Annotated in this window: 16 protein-coding genes; 10 read left to right on the top strand and 6 right to left on the bottom strand. The window is 73.0% G+C overall.

The window, feature by feature from the left end:
• The first annotated feature begins 15 nt into the window (after nt 1-15).
• From ACIP4Z_RS17875 to ACIP4Z_RS17890, 4 genes are all read left to right on the top strand, one after another.
• The gene (locus ACIP4Z_RS17875) at nt 16-1,026 is read left to right on the top strand and encodes an ABC transporter ATP-binding protein (RefSeq protein WP_401309087.1); all 1,011 of its coding nucleotides are present in this window, start codon (nt 16-18) and stop codon (nt 1,024-1,026) included.
• Between the two features lie 202 nt (nt 1,027-1,228).
• Entirely contained in the window at nt 1,229-2,119 is an 891-nt protein-coding gene (locus ACIP4Z_RS17880) for an ABC transporter permease (RefSeq protein WP_401309090.1), read from the top strand.
• Nucleotides 2,120-2,161: 42 nt separating this feature from the next.
• On the top strand, nt 2,162-3,025 hold the full coding sequence (locus ACIP4Z_RS17885) for an NAD-dependent protein deacetylase (protein WP_401309093.1): 864 nt from the start codon (nt 2,162-2,164) through the stop codon (nt 3,023-3,025).
• Nucleotides 3,026-3,041: 16 nt separating this feature from the next.
• Nucleotides 3,042-3,449, top strand: a complete 408-nt coding sequence (locus tag ACIP4Z_RS17890) for a DUF4259 domain-containing protein (protein ID WP_401309095.1) — start codon at nt 3,042-3,044, stop codon at nt 3,447-3,449.
• A gap of 307 nt (nt 3,450-3,756) precedes the next feature.
• On the opposite strand, the gene ACIP4Z_RS17895 is transcribed toward ACIP4Z_RS17890, so the two are convergent.
• Nucleotides 3,757-3,957: a DUF397 domain-containing protein gene (locus ACIP4Z_RS17895; RefSeq protein ID WP_355340402.1), complete on the bottom strand. Its 201-nt coding sequence runs from the start codon at nt 3,955-3,957 to the stop codon at nt 3,757-3,759.
• Nucleotides 3,954-4,829: a helix-turn-helix transcriptional regulator gene (locus ACIP4Z_RS17900; RefSeq protein WP_355340399.1), complete on the bottom strand. Its 876-nt coding sequence runs from the start codon at nt 4,827-4,829 to the stop codon at nt 3,954-3,956. The genes ACIP4Z_RS17895 and ACIP4Z_RS17900 overlap by 4 nt, the downstream gene beginning before the upstream one ends.
• A 356-nt stretch (nt 4,830-5,185) precedes the next feature.
• Between ACIP4Z_RS17900 and ACIP4Z_RS17905 the strand changes: the two genes are divergently transcribed.
• Nucleotides 5,186-5,638 (top strand): ATP-binding protein, encoded by a 453-nt coding sequence (locus ACIP4Z_RS17905; protein ID WP_355340396.1) that lies wholly within the window; start codon nt 5,186-5,188, stop codon nt 5,636-5,638.
• A 74-nt stretch (nt 5,639-5,712) separates the two neighbouring features.
• Here ACIP4Z_RS17905 and ACIP4Z_RS17910 read toward each other — a convergent pair whose 3' ends face one another.
• The 4 genes from ACIP4Z_RS17910 to ACIP4Z_RS17925 form a co-directional block, all read right to left on the bottom strand.
• Nucleotides 5,713-7,128 (bottom strand): Ig-like domain-containing protein, encoded by a 1,416-nt coding sequence (locus ACIP4Z_RS17910; RefSeq protein ID WP_401309100.1) that lies wholly within the window; start codon nt 7,126-7,128, stop codon nt 5,713-5,715.
• Nucleotides 7,129-7,273: 145 nt separating this feature from the next.
• Nucleotides 7,274-8,230, bottom strand: coding sequence for an EamA family transporter RarD (gene rarD / locus ACIP4Z_RS17915; protein WP_401309102.1), 957 nt, complete (start codon nt 8,228-8,230; stop codon nt 7,274-7,276).
• Nucleotides 8,231-8,375: 145 nt separating this feature from the next.
• Nucleotides 8,376-10,517 carry an acyltransferase family protein gene (locus tag ACIP4Z_RS17920; RefSeq protein WP_401309105.1) on the bottom strand — a complete coding sequence of 714 codons (2,142 nt, stop codon included), beginning with the start codon at nt 10,515-10,517 and terminating at the stop codon, nt 8,376-8,378.
• 191 nt (nt 10,518-10,708) lie between these two features.
• Complete coding sequence (locus tag ACIP4Z_RS17925; RefSeq protein WP_355340384.1) at nt 10,709-11,590, bottom strand: NAD(P)H-binding protein; 882 nt, start codon at nt 11,588-11,590, stop codon at nt 10,709-10,711.
• A gap of 100 nt (nt 11,591-11,690) precedes the next feature.
• On the opposite strand from ACIP4Z_RS17925, the gene ACIP4Z_RS17930 reads away from it, so the two are divergent.
• The 5 genes from ACIP4Z_RS17930 (at nt 11,691) to ACIP4Z_RS17950 (ending at nt 15,886) form a co-directional block, all read left to right on the top strand.
• Nucleotides 11,691-12,059 carry a winged helix-turn-helix transcriptional regulator gene (locus ACIP4Z_RS17930; protein WP_391050399.1) on the top strand — a complete coding sequence of 123 codons (369 nt, stop codon included), beginning with the start codon at nt 11,691-11,693 and terminating at the stop codon, nt 12,057-12,059.
• A gap of 422 nt (nt 12,060-12,481) precedes the next feature.
• Entirely contained in the window at nt 12,482-13,000 is a 519-nt protein-coding gene (locus ACIP4Z_RS17935) for a toxin-antitoxin system HicB family antitoxin (protein ID WP_401309109.1), read from the top strand.
• A gap of 99 nt (nt 13,001-13,099) precedes the next feature.
• On the top strand, nt 13,100-13,954 hold the full coding sequence (locus ACIP4Z_RS17940; RefSeq protein ID WP_355340375.1) for a DUF4097 family beta strand repeat-containing protein: 855 nt from the start codon (nt 13,100-13,102) through the stop codon (nt 13,952-13,954).
• A 157-nt stretch (nt 13,955-14,111) separates the two neighbouring features.
• Complete coding sequence (locus tag ACIP4Z_RS17945) at nt 14,112-15,098, top strand: ATP-binding cassette domain-containing protein (RefSeq protein ID WP_401309499.1); 987 nt, start codon at nt 14,112-14,114, stop codon at nt 15,096-15,098.
• Nucleotides 15,095-15,886, top strand: a complete 792-nt coding sequence (locus ACIP4Z_RS17950; protein WP_355340372.1) for an ABC transporter permease — start codon at nt 15,095-15,097, stop codon at nt 15,884-15,886. The genes ACIP4Z_RS17945 and ACIP4Z_RS17950 overlap by 4 nt, the downstream gene beginning before the upstream one ends.
• Nucleotides 15,887-15,957 lie beyond the last annotated feature (71 nt).

Raw genomic sequence — 15,957 nt, forward strand, 5'->3', positions numbered from 1 at the left:
TCGCAGAGGAGCGCGATGCAGCAGCCGCAGGCCGCCGGGCCGAACGGGTCGAGCGCGTACGACGCGGTGACCGTGCCCGCGGCGGACGCCGCCGACGTGGTGATCGAGACGCGCGGCCTCGCGAAGCGGTACCGCGGCACGCTCGCCGTGGACGGCCTGGACCTGCGGGTGCCGCGCGGCAGCGTCTTCGGTTTCCTGGGCCCCAACGGCTCGGGGAAGACGACGACGATCCGGATGCTGATGGGCCTGATCGCGCCGACGGCGGGCACGGCGCGGGTGCTGGGCCGCCCGATGCCGGGCGCACAGCGCACGGTGCTGCCCAAGGTGGGCGCGCTGATCGAGGGCCCGGCCCTCTACGGCTTCCTGTCCGGCCGGGACAATCTGCTGCGGTACGACGCGGCCGACCCGACGGCCGACCCGCGTACGCGCCGGGCCAGGGTGGGCTCCGCGCTGGACCGGGTCGGGCTCACGGCGGCGGGCCCGAAGAAGGCGAAGGCGTACTCGCTGGGCATGAAGCAGCGGCTCGGACTGGCCGCCGCCCTGCTCCAGCCGCGCGAGCTGCTGGTCCTCGACGAGCCCACGAACGGGCTCGATCCGCAGGGCATGCGCGAAATCCGCTCCCTGGTAAGGGAGTTGGCCGCCGACGGCACCACCGTCTTCCTCTCCTCGCACCTGTTGGACGAGATCGAGCAGGTCTGTACGCACGCGGCCGTCATGGCGCGCGGCCGGCTCCTCACGCAGGGGCCGGTGGCCGACCTCGCGGCCGGTACGCGCGGGCGGCTCGTCGTCACCACACCGGACCCGGCGGAGGCGGCCCGCGTGCTCACCGAACACGGCGTCGGCGCCCTCCTCACCGACGGCCAACGCGTCAGCGGCGAACTGCCCCCCGCCCCGCCGGACCTCGCCGACCTCAACGCCGCGCTGGTCGCCGCGGGCGTCCGCGTCCGCGGCTTCGGCCTCGAACGCGCCTCCCTGGAGGACGCGTTCGTCGCCCTGACGGGAGAGGGCTTCGATGTCGCGGGCTGAAACGGAGCCGGCCGCTTCGAGCGCCGACCAGAACCGGCCTGCGGTCGACCAGAACCGGCCTGCGGCCGGGCCGCGACCTGAGCCGACCCCCGCCCCGGGCCCGGCCCGCCCGGAGGCCGCATCGCCCCCGGAGCCCGCCGCCCGGCCCTCCGGGCCCGCCACCGATCCCCCCGGGACCGAAGCCGGAGCCGCCGCGGGCACCGTGGCCACCGAGCCGCCGTTCGGGCCGCGTACGCCCCGGCTGCTCTGGAGCTTCGGGCTGTTCCGGTCGGAGCTGGTCACCGTGTTCCGGCGGTGGCGGACGCTGGCGCTGTTCGCGGTGCTGGCGGGGGTGCCGCTGCTGGTCGGCGTGGCGGTGCGGATCGAGACGCGTAACGGGGGGTCGCTCGGCGGGGGCGGGGGGCCGGACGGGAACGGCAACGGCCCGGCGTTCATCGAGCAGGTGAGCAACAACGGCCTGTTCCTGACGTTCGCCGCCCTGGCGGCCACGCTCCCGTTCTTCCTCCCGATGGCGATCGGGGTGATCGCGGGCGACTCGATCGCGGGCGAGGCCAGCGGCGGCACGCTGCGCTATCTGCTGGTGGCCCCGGCGGGCCGCACCCGCCTGCTGCTCGCCAAGTACGCGTCCGTGCTGGCCTTCTGCCTGGCGGCCACCCTGGTGGTCGCCGTCTCGGCGCTGATCGTCGGCTTCGCGCTCTTCCCGGTCGGAGACGTCACGCTGCTGTCGGGCACGACGATCCCGCTCTCGGACGGCATGCTGCGCTGCCTGCTGATCGCGGTCCTGGTCGCGGCCTCCCTGGTCGGCATCGGCGCGCTGGGCCTGTTCATCTCGACCCTCACCGACAGCGGCATCGGCGCCATGGCCGCCACCGTCGGCCTGCTCATCACCGTCCAGATCATCGACAACATCCCCCAGCTCCACGCCTTCCAGCCCTACCTCTTCCCCCACTACTGGCTCAGCTTCGCCGACATCCTCCGCGACCCCGTCACCTGGACCGGCATCGCCAAGAACCTCGGCCTCCAGGCCCTCTACGCCGCCGTCTTCGGCTCGGCCGCATGGGCCCGCTTCACCACCCGCGACGTGACGGCCTAGGACAGGCCCCTAGCGCCCGTCAGGCGGGCGTACGCTGCCGGTATGGAGACCGGGGTCGGCAGGGGGCGAGGGGAAGGCGTGGACGTGCTGGCCGGGTTCCTGGCCGGGCGGCCGGCCGTGGTGCTCAGCGGGGCGGGGCTGTCGACGGAGTCGGGGATTCCGGACTACCGCGGGGTGACGGGGCGGCGGCGGACGTCGGCGCCGATGACGTATCAGGAGTTCGTCGGGGAAGAGGCGGCCAGGCGCCGGTACTGGGCGCGCAGCCACCTCGGGTGGCGGACGATCGCGCGGGCGCTGCCGAACGACGGGCACCGGGCGGTGGCGCGGCTCGTGCGGGCGGGCGCGGTGACCGGGGTGATCACGCAGAATGTGGACGGGCTGCACGCGGCGGCCGGTACGGCGGAGGCGATCGACCTGCACGGCAGGCTGGACCGGGTGGTGTGCCTGGACTGCGGCGACCTCAGCGACCGTACGCGGCTGGACGAGCGCCTGGAGGAGGCGAACCCCGGCTTCCGCGCCACCGCCGTCGCCCACACCAACGCGGACGGCGACGCCGAACTCCCGGCGGGGAGCACCGAGCGGTTCCGGCTCGTGCCCTGCGAGGTCTGCGGCACCGGCACGCTCAAGCCGGACGTGGTCTTCTTCGGCGAGAATGTGCCGCCCGAGCGGGTCCACCGCGCCTTCGCCCTGGTCGACGCCGCCCCCGCCCTGCTCGTCCTGGGCTCGTCCCTCACCGTGATGTCGGGGCTGCGCTTCGTCCGCCGCGCCGCCCGCCAGGGCACCCCGGTGGCGATCGTCAACCAGGGCCCCACCAGGGGCGACGACCTGGCCGCGCTCACCCTCGACCTGCCCCTCGGCCCCACCCTCAGCGCCCTGACGGAGGCGCTGGGCGCGGCGGCCGTCTGAGCGGCGGGAGAAGCACATGGGCACCTGGCACGTCGGCCCCTTCGACAACGACACCGCGTGGGACCTCAGCGACACCCTCGACGAGGCGAGCCCCGACGCGCGCCCCGGCATCGTCCGCGACGCCCTCGTCCGCGTGATCGACACGACGGGCGACCTCGACGCGGACATCTCCGAAGAGGCCGTGGCCGCCGCCGCTCTGGTCGCCGCCCAGTGCCCCGGCGGTGAGCCCATCGACCCCGACTACGGGCCGAAGCAGCCGCTCGCGGACCTCACACCGCTGCGCGCCACGGCCCTCAGGGCCCTGGACCGGGTCGTCACCGAACCCTCCGAGCTGCTGGAGCTCTGGGACGAGCCCCCTGACGGCCCCTGGCGGGCGACCATCACCCGCCTCCAGCACACGCTCACCCCTCAAGCGCCCACCTGATGCCGCAACCCGGCCCGCTCAGCGGCCCTCAGCGCTCGTCATCGACACCGACGGCTCGGGCACCGACCCGGCCGACCGGGGCCACCGCCTCCTGGGAGCCCTGCCAGGGGAACAGCGGTGACCACCCATCTGCGGGCGCCCGCAGCCCCGTTGATGACGGCGCACGCCAAACGCGTCGTCGCCGATACCGGGGTCCTGAACAATCCGTACTTCCGCGCGCTGGTCGACGGCAGCATGCCGTTGGCCCGCCGACATGGCGAAGGCCCCCGGTGGCGACTCCGGGGGCCTTCGCGTGGCGCGTGGTGCCTTAGTGAGCGAACTCGCCGTTTCGCGTACCCGCGAGGAAGGCGGTCCACTCGGTGGGCGTGAAGTAGAGGCTCGGACCGGCCGGGTCCTTGCTGTCCCGCACGGCCCGCCCTCCGCCGGCCGTGGCGGCGACCTCCACGCAGTTGTTTTCCGCCCCGGAGTACGAGGACTTCCGGAAGGGCCCTATTACCTTAGGGGTCACTTTGTGTCGTCCTTGCTTCTCTGTAGTGCGCCTCGGATGAGCCGCGCGCTTGCATCCGGGGCCAGTGCTGCCGATCGTAGTTGATCAAATGCGAGAGCGTAAGCGGTCAAATCCTCGGCGGCTTCCAGGATGGAGGCCCCCCGGAGATTGTCCAACGTGACTGCCTCGACCACGGGTTCGCTGTCGAAGGAGAAGCTCGAAAACGCGGCGGGCATTGACGCCTTGACTCCGGCTGAAATCGATAGCACCTGTAGCGTCACGTTCTGCCTTTGGCCGACCTCAAGAATATGGGCCAATTGCTGTTGGTAGACCTCGGGTTTGACGATCGAGTGGATGATCACCGGTTCCCAGATGATGACCGTGTAGTTCGCCGAGCCCTCGACCTCGTCGATTTTTACCTGACGGTCCTGCCGCACCTTGACGAGCTGCGAGACCCGCTCCGGGTCGATGAAGTGCGGAGCACTTGTGATCACCGCCTCCGCGTACGCGGGGACTTGGAGCAGTCCGGGGATCAGGTTGGGCTGCCACTCGCGGATGTACGTCGCGTCATCCTCAAGCGAGATGTGGTCCAAGTAGTCCGCGCGTAGGTGCGCAGCGTGCTCCAGCCACCAACCGCGCCGGTTCGACCCCTTGGCCAACTCTTCGAGCCGAGAACGCACTTCGGGATCGGTCACGCCGTACGCGTCGAGGAGCAGGCGCAGTTCGATGACGCGGGTGCTGATGTGGCCGGTTTCGATGCGGCTGATCTTGCTGGCGCTGACCGCGATCACCTCGGCGGCCTGTGGTTGATCGAGCTGAGCTGCGGTTCTGTACTTTTTCAGGGCCGACCCGAGTCGCCTGCTGCGCACGGTCGGCCGTCCCCCTGCGGGCATGGGTCGGCTCCCTCCTCGGCACGCCCGGTCACGTACCGGGCACAACTCTAGGGCCACGCGACGCCGTTGACGCACCGGATTGCACGCGTGCGCCTGTTCTGGTTGCGGCGCAGCCAATTCCGCGCCTACTCTCGTACTACGCGCTACTTCGCACCGCGATGCGGCGCGGTGCTTGGCGCTGCCAAGTACGTACCGATTCCCGTCGCGTGGGTGCCGCGCCCCGCGACGGGTGGCGAGGACCCCCGTGCGGCGCCACTCCCCGTGGGCGCCCGGGTGAGTCCTCCGTCGGGGCCCCCGACGTGGCGACAAGGGGGCCCCGACGTCAATGGGATTCGGCGACGAGGGAAGGCACGGCCATGCACCGAGAACCACCTGGACAGTCCGACGAATCGGCGGGCGAGCCGCCCGGTGCCGAATCCCGAACGGTCGCCCGGTTGTGGCCGCGTACGCCGCGTTCGGTGGGGCGGGCGCGGCACGAACTGGAAACGGCCCTCAAGGGCTGGGGACTGGAAGACCTCACGGATTCCGCCGTGTTGATCCTGTCGGAGTTATTCACGAACGCCGTCGTGCACGCGCGGGTCGCCGGGCGCGATGTGCAGACGCGGTACGTGCGGACGCCTGGCGGTGTGCGGATCGAGGTGCACGACGCGGGGGACGGGCGGCCCGAGCCACGGGTCGCGGCGGAGAGCGACGAGGACGGGCGCGGGCTCGCGCTGGTCAACGCGGTCGCGGGGCCCGGGCATTGGGGCGTCGGGGAGCGGGACGGCGTCGGGAAGATGGTCTGGGCGGAGTGCGGCCTCGGGCGGTGACGCGCGGGTGAACGTGACCGCGCCCGCCGGGAACCGTACCGGCGGGCGCGGAGCCGTACACGAAGGCAGGGGGGTCAGCGGCGGCGCTTCCGCGCGCGGGTGGCGGTCACCGCGAGGGCCCCGGCGGCGACGAGGCCGCCCGCGACCATGGCGAGGGGACCGTCGGCGCCCGAGGCGGCCAGTTCGGGGCCGGTCTGCTGCGGCTGCGGGTGGTTGGCCGGGGGAGCGGGGTGCGGCTTGGGCGGCGTCGGCGTCGGCTTCGGCCTGGTGACGTCCACGCTCACCTTCACGAACTTCGGCTGCCCGTCCTTCGCCGTCACCTTGTAGATGAAGGAGTCCTTGCCCGCGTAGCCCTTGTCGGGCGTGTAGACGAGGTGGTCTCCCTCGACCGCGACCTTTCCGTGGTCCGGCGGCTCGGGGACGGTGACCGGGGTGTGGGGCGCGCGGTCGGGGGTGACCGGGACCCGGACCGGGCCGCCGTTCCCGGGGACGGTCACCGGCGGCGCGGGCTCGGGCGTACAGCCGATCCGGAAGTCGGCGCCGCGCACGTCACCGCCCGAGGTGTCGGCGGTCCGGCTGGTCGCGCCGGTCGCCGTGTACCCGGCGGGCACCGGCAGCACGACCCGGAAGCGGCCGGTGGCCACGCCGGAGAAGGAGTACGCGCCGTCGGCGTCGACGGCCGCCGCCACCGGCTGGCCCGCGCTGTCGAGCACGGCGGCGCCGGTCGCGGTGCGCAGCCGTACCGACGTGCCGGGCGGGATGCCGCAGTCCGAGGCGACCGTGCCGCTGATGTCGGCGTCCGGGGCGGCCATCCAGATCTGGTAGACCGGCGATCCGCTGAGCACGCTGTAGGTGAAGGAGACCGAGGTCACCGGGGCCGTCGGGCGGAACCAGCCGGAGGCGCCGTTGGTGTCGAGCACGTTGCCGCGCAGCGTCGAGGTCGCGGGGTCCCAGGTGGGCACGTCGGTGTTCGGGCCGGAGCCGCACGAGGACGGCTTCGGCGTGCCCACGCAGTAGTTGAAGGTCGACTGGAAGCCGAGCTGCGCCGCCGTCAGCCGTACACCGCCCGCGCCGGTCGCGCTGATCCGCACCTGGTCGGCGTCGATGTCGCCGAGGGTGAAGCCCCAGCCGACCGGGGTGGCGGCGGCGAAGGTGACGGTGGTGAGCGACGGCCGGCCGTTGGTGCCGCCGGTCGAGGGGCGCAGGGCGAGGTAGTTCTGCCCGCGCGAGCTGCCGTACTCGGCGCCGAAGGGGGTGGAGCCGTTGAGGAAGGTCGAGGCGCCGCCGGGGATGGACGGCGAGCTGCTGTCGGTGCTGAAGGTGGCGTCGGGGAAGCCGGTCACGGGCACGTGCAGCACCTCGGGACTCCAGCTCCCGTAGGCGGAGCCCGCCGCCACGGCCGGGCTCGCGGCCAGCGGGATCATGACGGCGGCCGTGGCCGCCGCGGCCAGCCCCCGGGCCGTTCTCGTGGTGAGTCTGTTGGCCGGCATGCGCACGACGCGTTCTCCTGCACTTCGGGCGGCCCGGCGCCTGACCGCCGGACGAGTACGTCCTTCGCATGACCCCTCGTCAGATCACCCAATCGGCGGCGGTGTCCGTGTCACCCGAGTGGATGTCGGCGCTCGCCCGTTCGGCTCAGCCGGGCAGCGGGGAGTCGGTCGCCTCCGGGGACTCCACGACCGCCGGGGCCTGGCGCGCCGCGCGCGCTTCCGTACGCCCGCGGTGTGCGCCCCTGATCGCGTCCCAGGTGAGCAGGACGAGCGCCGCCCACACCATCAGGAAACCGGCCCAGCGCTCGGGGGGCATCTCCTCGTGGAAGTGGAGCACGCCGATCAGGAACTGGAAGACCGGCGTCAGATACTGCATGAGGCCGATGGTGGACAGCGGGAGCCGGGTCGCCGCCATGCCGAAACAGACCAGCGGCCCCGCCGTGACCAGACCGCAGGCGGCCAGCAGGGCGGCGTGGCCGGGGCCGTGGTGGGTGAAGGTCGAGTCGCCGCGCGCGCCGAGCACGACGAGGAAGACCAGCGCGGGCAGGAACTGCACCGAGGTCTCGGCGGCCAGCGACTCCAGGCCGCCCATGTTGATCTGCTTCTTCGCCAGGCCGTAGACGCCGAAGGAGAAGGCGAGCGAGAGGGCGATCCACGGCAGCCGCCCGTATCCGACGGTGAGGACGACGACGGCCAGCGCGCCGACGCCGACCGCCGCCCACTGCACCGGGCGCAGCCGCTCGTGCAGGACGAGGACGCCGAGCGCGATGGTGACCAGCGGGTTGATGAAGTAGCCGAGCGAAGCCTCCACCACATGGCCCGCGTTGACGGCCCAGATGTACAGGCCCCAGTTGGCGGAGACGAAGACGGCGGCGACGGCGATCAGGCCGAGCCGCCCGGGCTGCCTGACCAGTTCGGATATCCACGCCCAGCGGCGCATCGCCAGCAGGATCACGGCGACCACCACCAGCGCCCACACCATCCGGTGGGCCAGGATCTCCAGCGCTCCCGCCGGTTCGAGCAGCGGCCAGAACAGCGGGAACAGGCCCCACATGCCGTAGGCCGCGAAGCCGTAGACCAGTCCCGCGCGCCGCTCGTTCATCCCGACCCCTTCCCGTACCGCCCCGGCCGTACGATCCGCCGTCGGCGCGCGACGTGACGACGGTAGCGGCAGCCGCCCCGGCCTGTCATGTCCGTTCCGCTCCACGGTCATGACAGGACGGTGGCCGGGGCCGGGCGGGACCGCCTTACGGCAGGAGGGCGGTGAGGCGGCGGCCGAGGACCGGGGCCAGCGCGTCGGCGTACGTCTCGGACATGTGGCTGTCGTCGCGGTAGACCAGGGTGTCGCCCGCGAGCACCGGGCAGGTGCCGTCCGTGGCGCACAGCCAGGGCGCGGGGTCGATCACGGCGGCCCCGGCCGCCGTCGCCGCCGCCCGTACCGCGCCCTGCCGCGCCGGGTCCCGGAGCGCGTCGGGCAGCCGGCTCGCGCAGTGGCCGAGCCGCAGCGGGTGGGCCGCCGCGCACTCGACGGCGTCGGAGGCGGTCCAGGGGGTGTCGAGCAGGGCGGCGACCCGCGCGCCCGAGGCCGCGAGCGCGGTGAAGGTGGCGCGGAAGCCGTCCGTCCACTGCTGTACGGGATCGGCGGCCGGGTGCAGCGGGCGGCCCGCGTCCGAGGACGAGACGAGGACGAGACCGGGGCGGAGCGCGGCGATCCGGGCGACCGCCGCGCGGCGCCAGGTGTCGCAGACGGCGGGGCCGCCCTGGTAAACGGTCGTCACCGTCGCGGCGTTGCACGACGCCTTCGTCAACGACACCAGTTTCCAGTGCCGTTCGCGCGCCAGCCGGTCGAGCGCGGGGAACCACTGGGCGGCGTGCGAGTCGCCGAAGAGGACGACGGTGGTGGCCGCGGACGGGTCGCCGTAGACGCACGGGGGTGTGCTCGTACGCGCGTAGCCCGCGTGGCAGCCGTCCCGGTAGACCGCCGAGCGCACCGGCTTGACCTCGGCCAGGGGCGGGGTGAGATTGCTCGGCAGGCTCGGACCCGAGGTCCGCAGGAGCTGCCCGAGCCGCAGCGCGGGGTCGCGCGCCGCCGTCAGCTCCCGCCGCAGGTCGGGCGCGGGTCTGCCGGAATCGACCGCGGGCGGGAAGTGGGCGGCGGTCAGCACGGCCACCGCGGCGCCCGCCGACAGGCCGCCGCCGAGCCGCAGCGCCAGGGCCGGACGGCGGCGGAAGGCGGCGTGGAACCGTATCGGGTTCTCCACCAGCCGCAGCGTCGCCCAGGCCAGCGCCAGCGCGACCGCGCACAGGACCAGGGCGAGACCGGTGGAGGGCGCGGTGTTCAGCGCCGCGGGTCCGATGACCAGCAGGGGCCAGTGCCACAGATACCAGCCGTAGGAGAGGCCGCCGAGCCGGGCGACCGGCCGCCGGGCGAGCAGGAGTCGGGCGCCGTAGCGGGCGGGGGAGGGGGTGTGGGCGTGGGTGCGGGTGCGGGTCGGGGAGCGGCCGGGGGCGTGGGTCGAGGAGTGGCCGGAGGTCGGGGAGGGGCCGGGGGATCGGCCGCCCGCGAGGACGAGGAGGGTGCCGACGACCGGCAGGAGCGCGTAACGGCCGGGGAAGGGCGTGGCGTCGTCGTACGTCAGCGCGGCCACGACGATGCCGGTCAGGCCCGCCCAGCTCAGGGCCGCCGCGAGGGGGGCTCGGATGGCCAGCCGGTGCGCGCCCAGGGCGAGCAGCGCGCCCGCGCCCAGCTCCCAGAAGCGGGCGGGGGAGCCGAAGTAGGCCCAGGAGGGGGAGGAGCGGGTGAGGGCGAGACTCAGCGCGAAGGAGGCCGCGCAGAGGGCGGTGAGGGCCAGGGCCGCAGGGAGCGCGGGGCGGCGGCGCCACCGCAGGCACAGGACGAGCAGCAGCGGCCAGAGCAGATAGAACTGCTCCTCCACCGCCAGCGACCAGAAGTGCTGGAAGGGGGAGGGCGGCTCGCTCGCGCCGAGGTAGTCCGTACCGGCTGCGGCCAGCCGGAAGTTGACGGCGTAGAGCGAGCTGCCGAGCGCGTCCCCCGCGTACTGCGCGAAGCGGATCTTCGACAGGAAGAGCCGGCAGCCCGCGAGCGTGCCGAGCACGACGAGGGTCGCGGCGGGCAGCAGGCGCACCGCGCGGCGGGCGTAGAAGTCCCTGACCGATATGCGGCCGGTGGCGCGGGACTCGCGGGTCAGCAGCGAGGTGATCAGGAAGCCCGAGACGACGAAGAAGACGTCGACGCCGACGTATCCGCCCGCCACCGCGCCGACGCCCGCGTGCGCGAGGACGACGAGGGTGACCGCGACGGCGCGCAGCCCCTGGATGTCCAGGCGCGGCGGGTCCCGCGGGTGCGGCGGTGCGGTGGCCGTGGTCACGGTGGGGTCCTCGGGGTGCTGCGTCGAGGCCGCCCCGCCGTCTGTTCACGAGGACGCGCCGTCCCGCGAAGACAAGCAACGCTCCGGGGCGGGGGCGTGAACGGGGGAGGTCCCCGGCCGGAACAGCCGGGGACCTCTGTCGTGTGCGGGGGTGGTGCAGGCCGCCGGGGTCAGGCCGGGTCAGGCCGGGGTCACGCCTTGGGCGTGTCCTTGGGCGTGTCCTTGAGGGTGGCGGCCAGGGTCTCGCGGATCGGGGTCGTGGGGCGGCCGATCAGCCGGGACAGCTCGCCGTTGGTGCGCGCGAGCAGGCCGCGCTCGATGGCGTGGTCCACGTCGACCAGGATGGCCGCGAAGTCCGCCGGGACGCCCGCGCCTTCGAGGATCGACTGGCGCGTCTCGGCCGGGACGTTCTTGTACGTGATCTCCCTGCCGGTCAGCTCGGCGACCAGCGCCGCGTACTCGGCGAAGCTCCACGCCGTGTCGCCGCTCAGCTCGTACGCCGTGTTCTCGTGGCCCTCACCGGTCAGGACGGCGGCGGCCGCGGCGGCGTAGTCGGCGCGGGCCGCGCTCGCGACCCGGCCGTCGCCCGCGTTGCCGATGACGGCGCCGTGCTCCAGGACCGGGGCCAGATTCTCGGTCTGGACCTCGCTGTACCAGCCGTTGCGCAGGAACACGTAGGGCAGGCCCGAGGCCAGGATGTACGTCTCGGTCGCCTTGTGCTCGTCCGCCAGCTTCAGGTCGGCGTCCGGGCCGCCGAGGATGCCGGTGTACGCCAGCAGCGCCACGCCCGAGGCCGCCGCCGCGTCCACGACGGCGCTGTGCTGCGCGATGCGGCGGCCGACCTCGCTGCCGGAGATCAGCAGGACCTTGTCGCCCGCGTGGAAGGCGTCCTTCAGCGTCTCGGGGTGGTTGTAGTCCGCGATCCGCAGCTCCACGCCGCGCTCCGCCAGGTCGGCGGCCTTGGCCTCGTCCCGCACGACGGCGGCCACGTCCGTGGCCGGGACCTGCTTGAGCAGCTCGTCGATGACGAGGTGGCCGAGGTGCCCGGTGGCTCCTGTGACGACGATGCTCATGTCTTTTTGCTCCCTGTTTGCGGTGGTCCGGTGTCTTCGGCTCCACCGTACGCCGGGCACTAACTCTTGGAAAGTACCCACCTTGAAGTAAGGTACCGACATGGACGTAAGTTGCCCCGAGCGGCTCATTCTCGAACACGTCACCTCCCGGTGGGGGGTTCTTGTCCTGTGCGAGCTGCTCGACGGGGCGGTGCTGCGCTTCAGTGAGCTGCGGCGGGCCGTCGGCGGGGTCAGCGAGAAGATGCTCACCCAGACGCTGCGCACGCTGGAGCGGGACGGCTTCGTCCTTCGCCGGGCTCTGCCCGTCATCCCGCCGCACGTCACCTACTCCCTCACCCCTCTCGGCCGTGAGGCCGCCGGTCAGGTCCGCGCCCTCTCCGTCTGGACGGCTGCCGCCGTCCCCGCCGTCCTCTCCGCCCGCACCGCCTACGACGCCGCCCACTCCCCGGTCGGCTCGCCGACCCTCTAAGACTCGCCGGGGCCCTGCCCGGCCCGCCCCCCACCGGGCTTTCAGCCCGAACGCAACCGGGCCTGCCCGACTGGGGCCGGTTTTTTGGCGGTGCCACCGTCGTGGCTGGTCGCGCAGTTCCCCGCGCCCCTGAAGACGGGCCCTTACGTGGCGTGAACGCACGGGGGGGTGGGCCGGTTTTTTGGCGGTGCCATGGTCGTGGCTGGTCGCGCAGTTCCCCGCGCCCCTGAAGACGGGCCCTTGCGTGTGGTGAACGCGCCGGGGGGTGGGCCGGTTTTTGGTGGTGCCACGGTCGTGGCTGGTCGCGCAGTTCCCCGCGCACCTGGAAGCAAGCCCTTGGGTGGGGGGTGGTGCCACGTGGTGCCAGGGTGGTGTCAGGGAGGGGGTTGCGGGTGGTGCCAGGGTGGTGCCACTATGGCGTCATGGACCTGACGCCGTATGTCGAGAATCTGCGCCGCGAGCTGGCGGTGGCCGCCGAAGCCGGAGGCGAAGAAGCGAGGGAGCTGGCGGAGCGCCTGACGGCACCGCTGGAGTCGGCGACGCGGTTGACGATGCTGAATGTGCTGTCGGCGGCCATGGACGAGATCACGCGGGACCTGGCACCGGGCTCGGTGGACGTGCGGCTCCGGGGCCTGGACCCGGACTTCGTGGTGACGCGGCCGTACGCGCAGGAGGAGGCCCCGGCGCAGGCGCAGGCCCCGGCGCCGCCCGCACCGGTCGAGGGCGACGACAGCAGCACCGCCAGGGTGAATCTGCGACTGCCGGGCCACCTCAAGGCGCGGGCCGAGGAGGCCGCGACCAGGGAGGGCCTGTCGGTCAACGCCTGGCTGGTGCGAGCCGTCTCGGCGGCGGTCGGCGACGGCGGCGGCCAGCCGCGTACGACGGAGAAGACCCGTACCACCAGAACCGTCGGACAGAGCTTCAAGGGCTGGGTCCGCTAGCCGCGAAGCGCGAAAAGCGCGAAAAGCGCGAAAAGCGCGAGAAGCCCACCGCCTCCCACCTGCGGAGACGTCACAACGACCCAAGAGGACGGGACAACCATGCCTTCTTTCACCCCCTTCGACACCCCGGAACCCATCTCGGTGACGAGCACCGTGGAAGCCGGATCGATCCAGTTCACGGCCGAGGACCGCCTCGACACCCTCGTGGAGGTACGGCCCCGCGACCCGAAGCGGGACCAGGACGTCAAGGCGGCCGAGCAGACCGAAGTGCGCTACTCCGGCGGCCTGTTGACCATCAGGACCCCCAAGGGCCGCCGCCTCATCGGGCCTTCGGGCGCCGTGGACGTGGCGGTCGAACTGCCCACGGGCTCGGCGGTCGAGGTGACCGGCGCGTGGGCGCAGGTGCACGGCGAGGGCAGGCTCGGCGAGGTGCGGGTGAAGGTCTCGGTGGGCGACGTGCGGTTCGACACGACCGGGCCGCTCAATCTGGCCGTGTCGCACGGCAGCGTCACCGTGGACCGGGTCGAGGGCCCGGCCGAGATCGCCACCAGCTCCGGGAGTCTGCGGATCGGCACGGTCGACGGGACCGCCGTGCTGAAGAACTCCAACGGCACCACGACCCTCGCCGCCGTCACCGGCGAACTGCGGGTCAGCGGCACCAACGGCGGCATCGACATCGCCCGCGCCGAGGCGTCGGTCACCGGCACCACGTCCAACGGCCACCTGCGCGTCGCCGAAGTCGTACGCGGCGAGGTCCAGTTGGAGACCTCCAACGGCCCCATCGAGGTCGGCGTCCGCGAGGGCACCGCCGCGTGGCTCGACGTCAGCTCCAGCCACGGGCAGGTGCGCAACAGGCTCCCCGCCTCCGAGGCCCCCGGCCAGAGCGAGGACACCGTCTCGGTCCGCGCCAGGACCAACTGGGGCAACATCGAGATCCTCCGCGCGCGCGGCTGACCCGCCCGCCCCCTCGCCACGTACGGCCCGACGCACCGGGCCACTTCACCGCGCGCCGCCGATCGCCCACCGCCGATCGCCCACCCTTCACCGCGCACCCCCCACCCGCTCCTCTCACCACGCCCCGAAACGGGAGAGCTCCATGCCTTCTTCTGTCATGCCCATGCCCAGAAATGCCCGGGGCGCCGACCCGCGCCCGCCCGCCGTCTCCACCGCCGACCTGCGCAAGTCCTACGGCGACAAGACCGTCCTCGACGGCATCGACCTGCGCATCCCGGCGGGCACCGTCTTCGCGCTGCTCGGCCCCAACGGCGCGGGCAAGACCACCACCGTGCAGATCCTGTCCACCCTCATCTCCGCCGACGGCGGCCACGCCCAGGTCGCGGGCCACGACGTGGCCGGCTCACCGGACGGCGTCCGCGCCGCGATCGGCGTCACCGGACAGTTCGCCGCGCTCGACAACCTGCTCACCGCCGAGGAGAACCTGCTCCTCATGGCCGACCTGCTGCACCTCGGCAGGGCCGAAGGGCGGTCGCGGGCCCAGGAGTTGCTGGCCCGCTTCGACATCGCCGACGTCGCCAAGCAGCGCGCCGCGCTCTTCTCCGGCGGCATGCGGCGCCGCCTGGACCTGGCCATGACGCTGGTCGGCGACCCGAAGGTGATCTTCCTGGACGAGCCGACGACCGGCCTCGACCCGCGCAGCCGCCGCACGATGTGGGACACCGTGCGGTCACTGGTCGCGAGCGGCGTCACCGTCTTCCTCACCACGCAGTACCTGGAGGAGGCCGACCAGTTGGCCGACCGTGTCGCCGTGCTCGACGGCGGCCGGATCGTCGCCGAGGGCACCGCCGACGAGCTGAAGGCGCGTATCCCCGGCAGCCACGTACGCCTGCGGTTCACCGACCCCGAGCAGTACGAACGGGCCGCCGCCGCCGTCCCCGGCGCGGTCCGCGACGACGGGGAGCTGGCCCTGCGCGTGGCGGGCGACGCCGGACTCGACGCGCTGCGCTCGCTGCTCGACCGGCTCGACGCCGCCGGCGTGCGTACCGCCGACTTCTCCGTGCACACCCCCGACCTGGACGACGTCTTCCTCGCCCTGACCGGCGACGGTTCCGCCCCTCACCCCAAGGAGACCTCGCGATGAGCAGCACCCTCACCTACGCCGTGCGCGACTCGACGACGATGCTGCGGCGCAATCTGAAGCACGCGATCCGCTACCCGGCGGTCGGCTTCGGCACGGCCGCGATGCCCATCCTCATGCTGCTGCTGTTCGTGTACGCCTTCGGCGGGTCGATCGGCGCCGGACTCGGGGCGGGCGGCGGCCGGAGCGTGTACCTGGAGTACCTGACGCCCGGCATCCTGATCATGGCGGTGGCCGCCGGGGCCATGTCCACGTCGATCGCGGTCTGCACCGACATGACCGAGGGCATCATCAACCGCTTCCGCACGATGAACATCTCGCGGGCCTCGTTCATGACCGGCCATGTCGTCGGCAGCGTCATCCAGACCATGACCAGCCTCGTGCTGGTCATGGGCGTGGCGCTCGCGGTCGGCTTCCGGCCCGACGCGAGCCCGCTGGAGTGGCTGGCGGCGGCCGGGCTGCTCGCCGCCGTCGCCTTCGCGGTGACCTGGCTGTCGGCGGCGCTCGGCCTGATCTCCAAGACGGTCGAGTCGGCGAGCAACAAGCCGCTGCTCGTCCAGTTCCTGCCGTTCCTGGGCTCGGCCTTCGTACCGGCCGACTCGATGTCCCCCGGTCTGCGCTGGTTCGCCGAGTACCAGCCGTTCACGCCGATGACCGAGACCCTGCGGGGGCTGCTGACCGGCTCGGCGATCGGCCACGACGCCTGGATCTCGCTCGCCTGGTGCGCCGGTATCGGCCTGGCCGGGTACCTCTGGTCGCGCTCGCTGTTCAACAGCGGGACCACGCGGTGAGCACGGGAGAGACGGACGAGGGCGGGGCGCGCACCGATGAGGGTGCGCGCCCCGCCCTTGTGCGGTCCCGT

The organism is Streptomyces sp. NPDC088910 (assembly GCF_044749865.1).
GTDB lineage: Bacteria > Actinomycetota > Actinomycetes > Streptomycetales > Streptomycetaceae > Actinacidiphila.

What these genes read in the sequence shown, in the direction of transcription:
- ACIP4Z_RS17940 (WP_355340375.1), top strand. Translation starts at nt 13,100, where the DNA reads ATGCCTTCTTTCACCCCCTTCGACACCCCGGAACCCATCTCGGTGACG.
- rarD (WP_401309102.1), bottom strand. Translation starts at nt 8,230, where the DNA reads ATGAACGAGCGGCGCGCGGGACTGGTCTACGGCTTCGCGGCCTACGGC.
- ACIP4Z_RS17930 (WP_391050399.1), top strand. Translation starts at nt 11,691, where the DNA reads ATGGACGTAAGTTGCCCCGAGCGGCTCATTCTCGAACACGTCACCTCC.
- ACIP4Z_RS17890 (WP_401309095.1), top strand. Translation starts at nt 3,042, where the DNA reads ATGGGCACCTGGCACGTCGGCCCCTTCGACAACGACACCGCGTGGGAC.
- ACIP4Z_RS17905 (WP_355340396.1), top strand. Translation starts at nt 5,186, where the DNA reads ATGCACCGAGAACCACCTGGACAGTCCGACGAATCGGCGGGCGAGCCG.
- ACIP4Z_RS17925 (WP_355340384.1), bottom strand. Translation starts at nt 11,590, where the DNA reads ATGAGCATCGTCGTCACAGGAGCCACCGGGCACCTCGGCCACCTCGTC.
- ACIP4Z_RS17945 (WP_401309499.1), top strand. Translation starts at nt 14,112, where the DNA reads ATGCCCATGCCCAGAAATGCCCGGGGCGCCGACCCGCGCCCGCCCGCC.
- ACIP4Z_RS17910 (WP_401309100.1), bottom strand. Translation starts at nt 7,128, where the DNA reads ATGCCGGCCAACAGACTCACCACGAGAACGGCCCGGGGGCTGGCCGCG.
- ACIP4Z_RS17875 (WP_401309087.1), top strand. Translation starts at nt 16, where the DNA reads ATGCAGCAGCCGCAGGCCGCCGGGCCGAACGGGTCGAGCGCGTACGAC.
- ACIP4Z_RS17935 (WP_401309109.1), top strand. Translation starts at nt 12,482, where the DNA reads ATGGACCTGACGCCGTATGTCGAGAATCTGCGCCGCGAGCTGGCGGTG.
- ACIP4Z_RS17885 (WP_401309093.1), top strand. Translation starts at nt 2,162, where the DNA reads ATGGAGACCGGGGTCGGCAGGGGGCGAGGGGAAGGCGTGGACGTGCTG.
- ACIP4Z_RS17900 (WP_355340399.1), bottom strand. Translation starts at nt 4,829, where the DNA reads ATGCCCGCAGGGGGACGGCCGACCGTGCGCAGCAGGCGACTCGGGTCG.
- ACIP4Z_RS17950 (WP_355340372.1), top strand. Translation starts at nt 15,095, where the DNA reads ATGAGCAGCACCCTCACCTACGCCGTGCGCGACTCGACGACGATGCTG.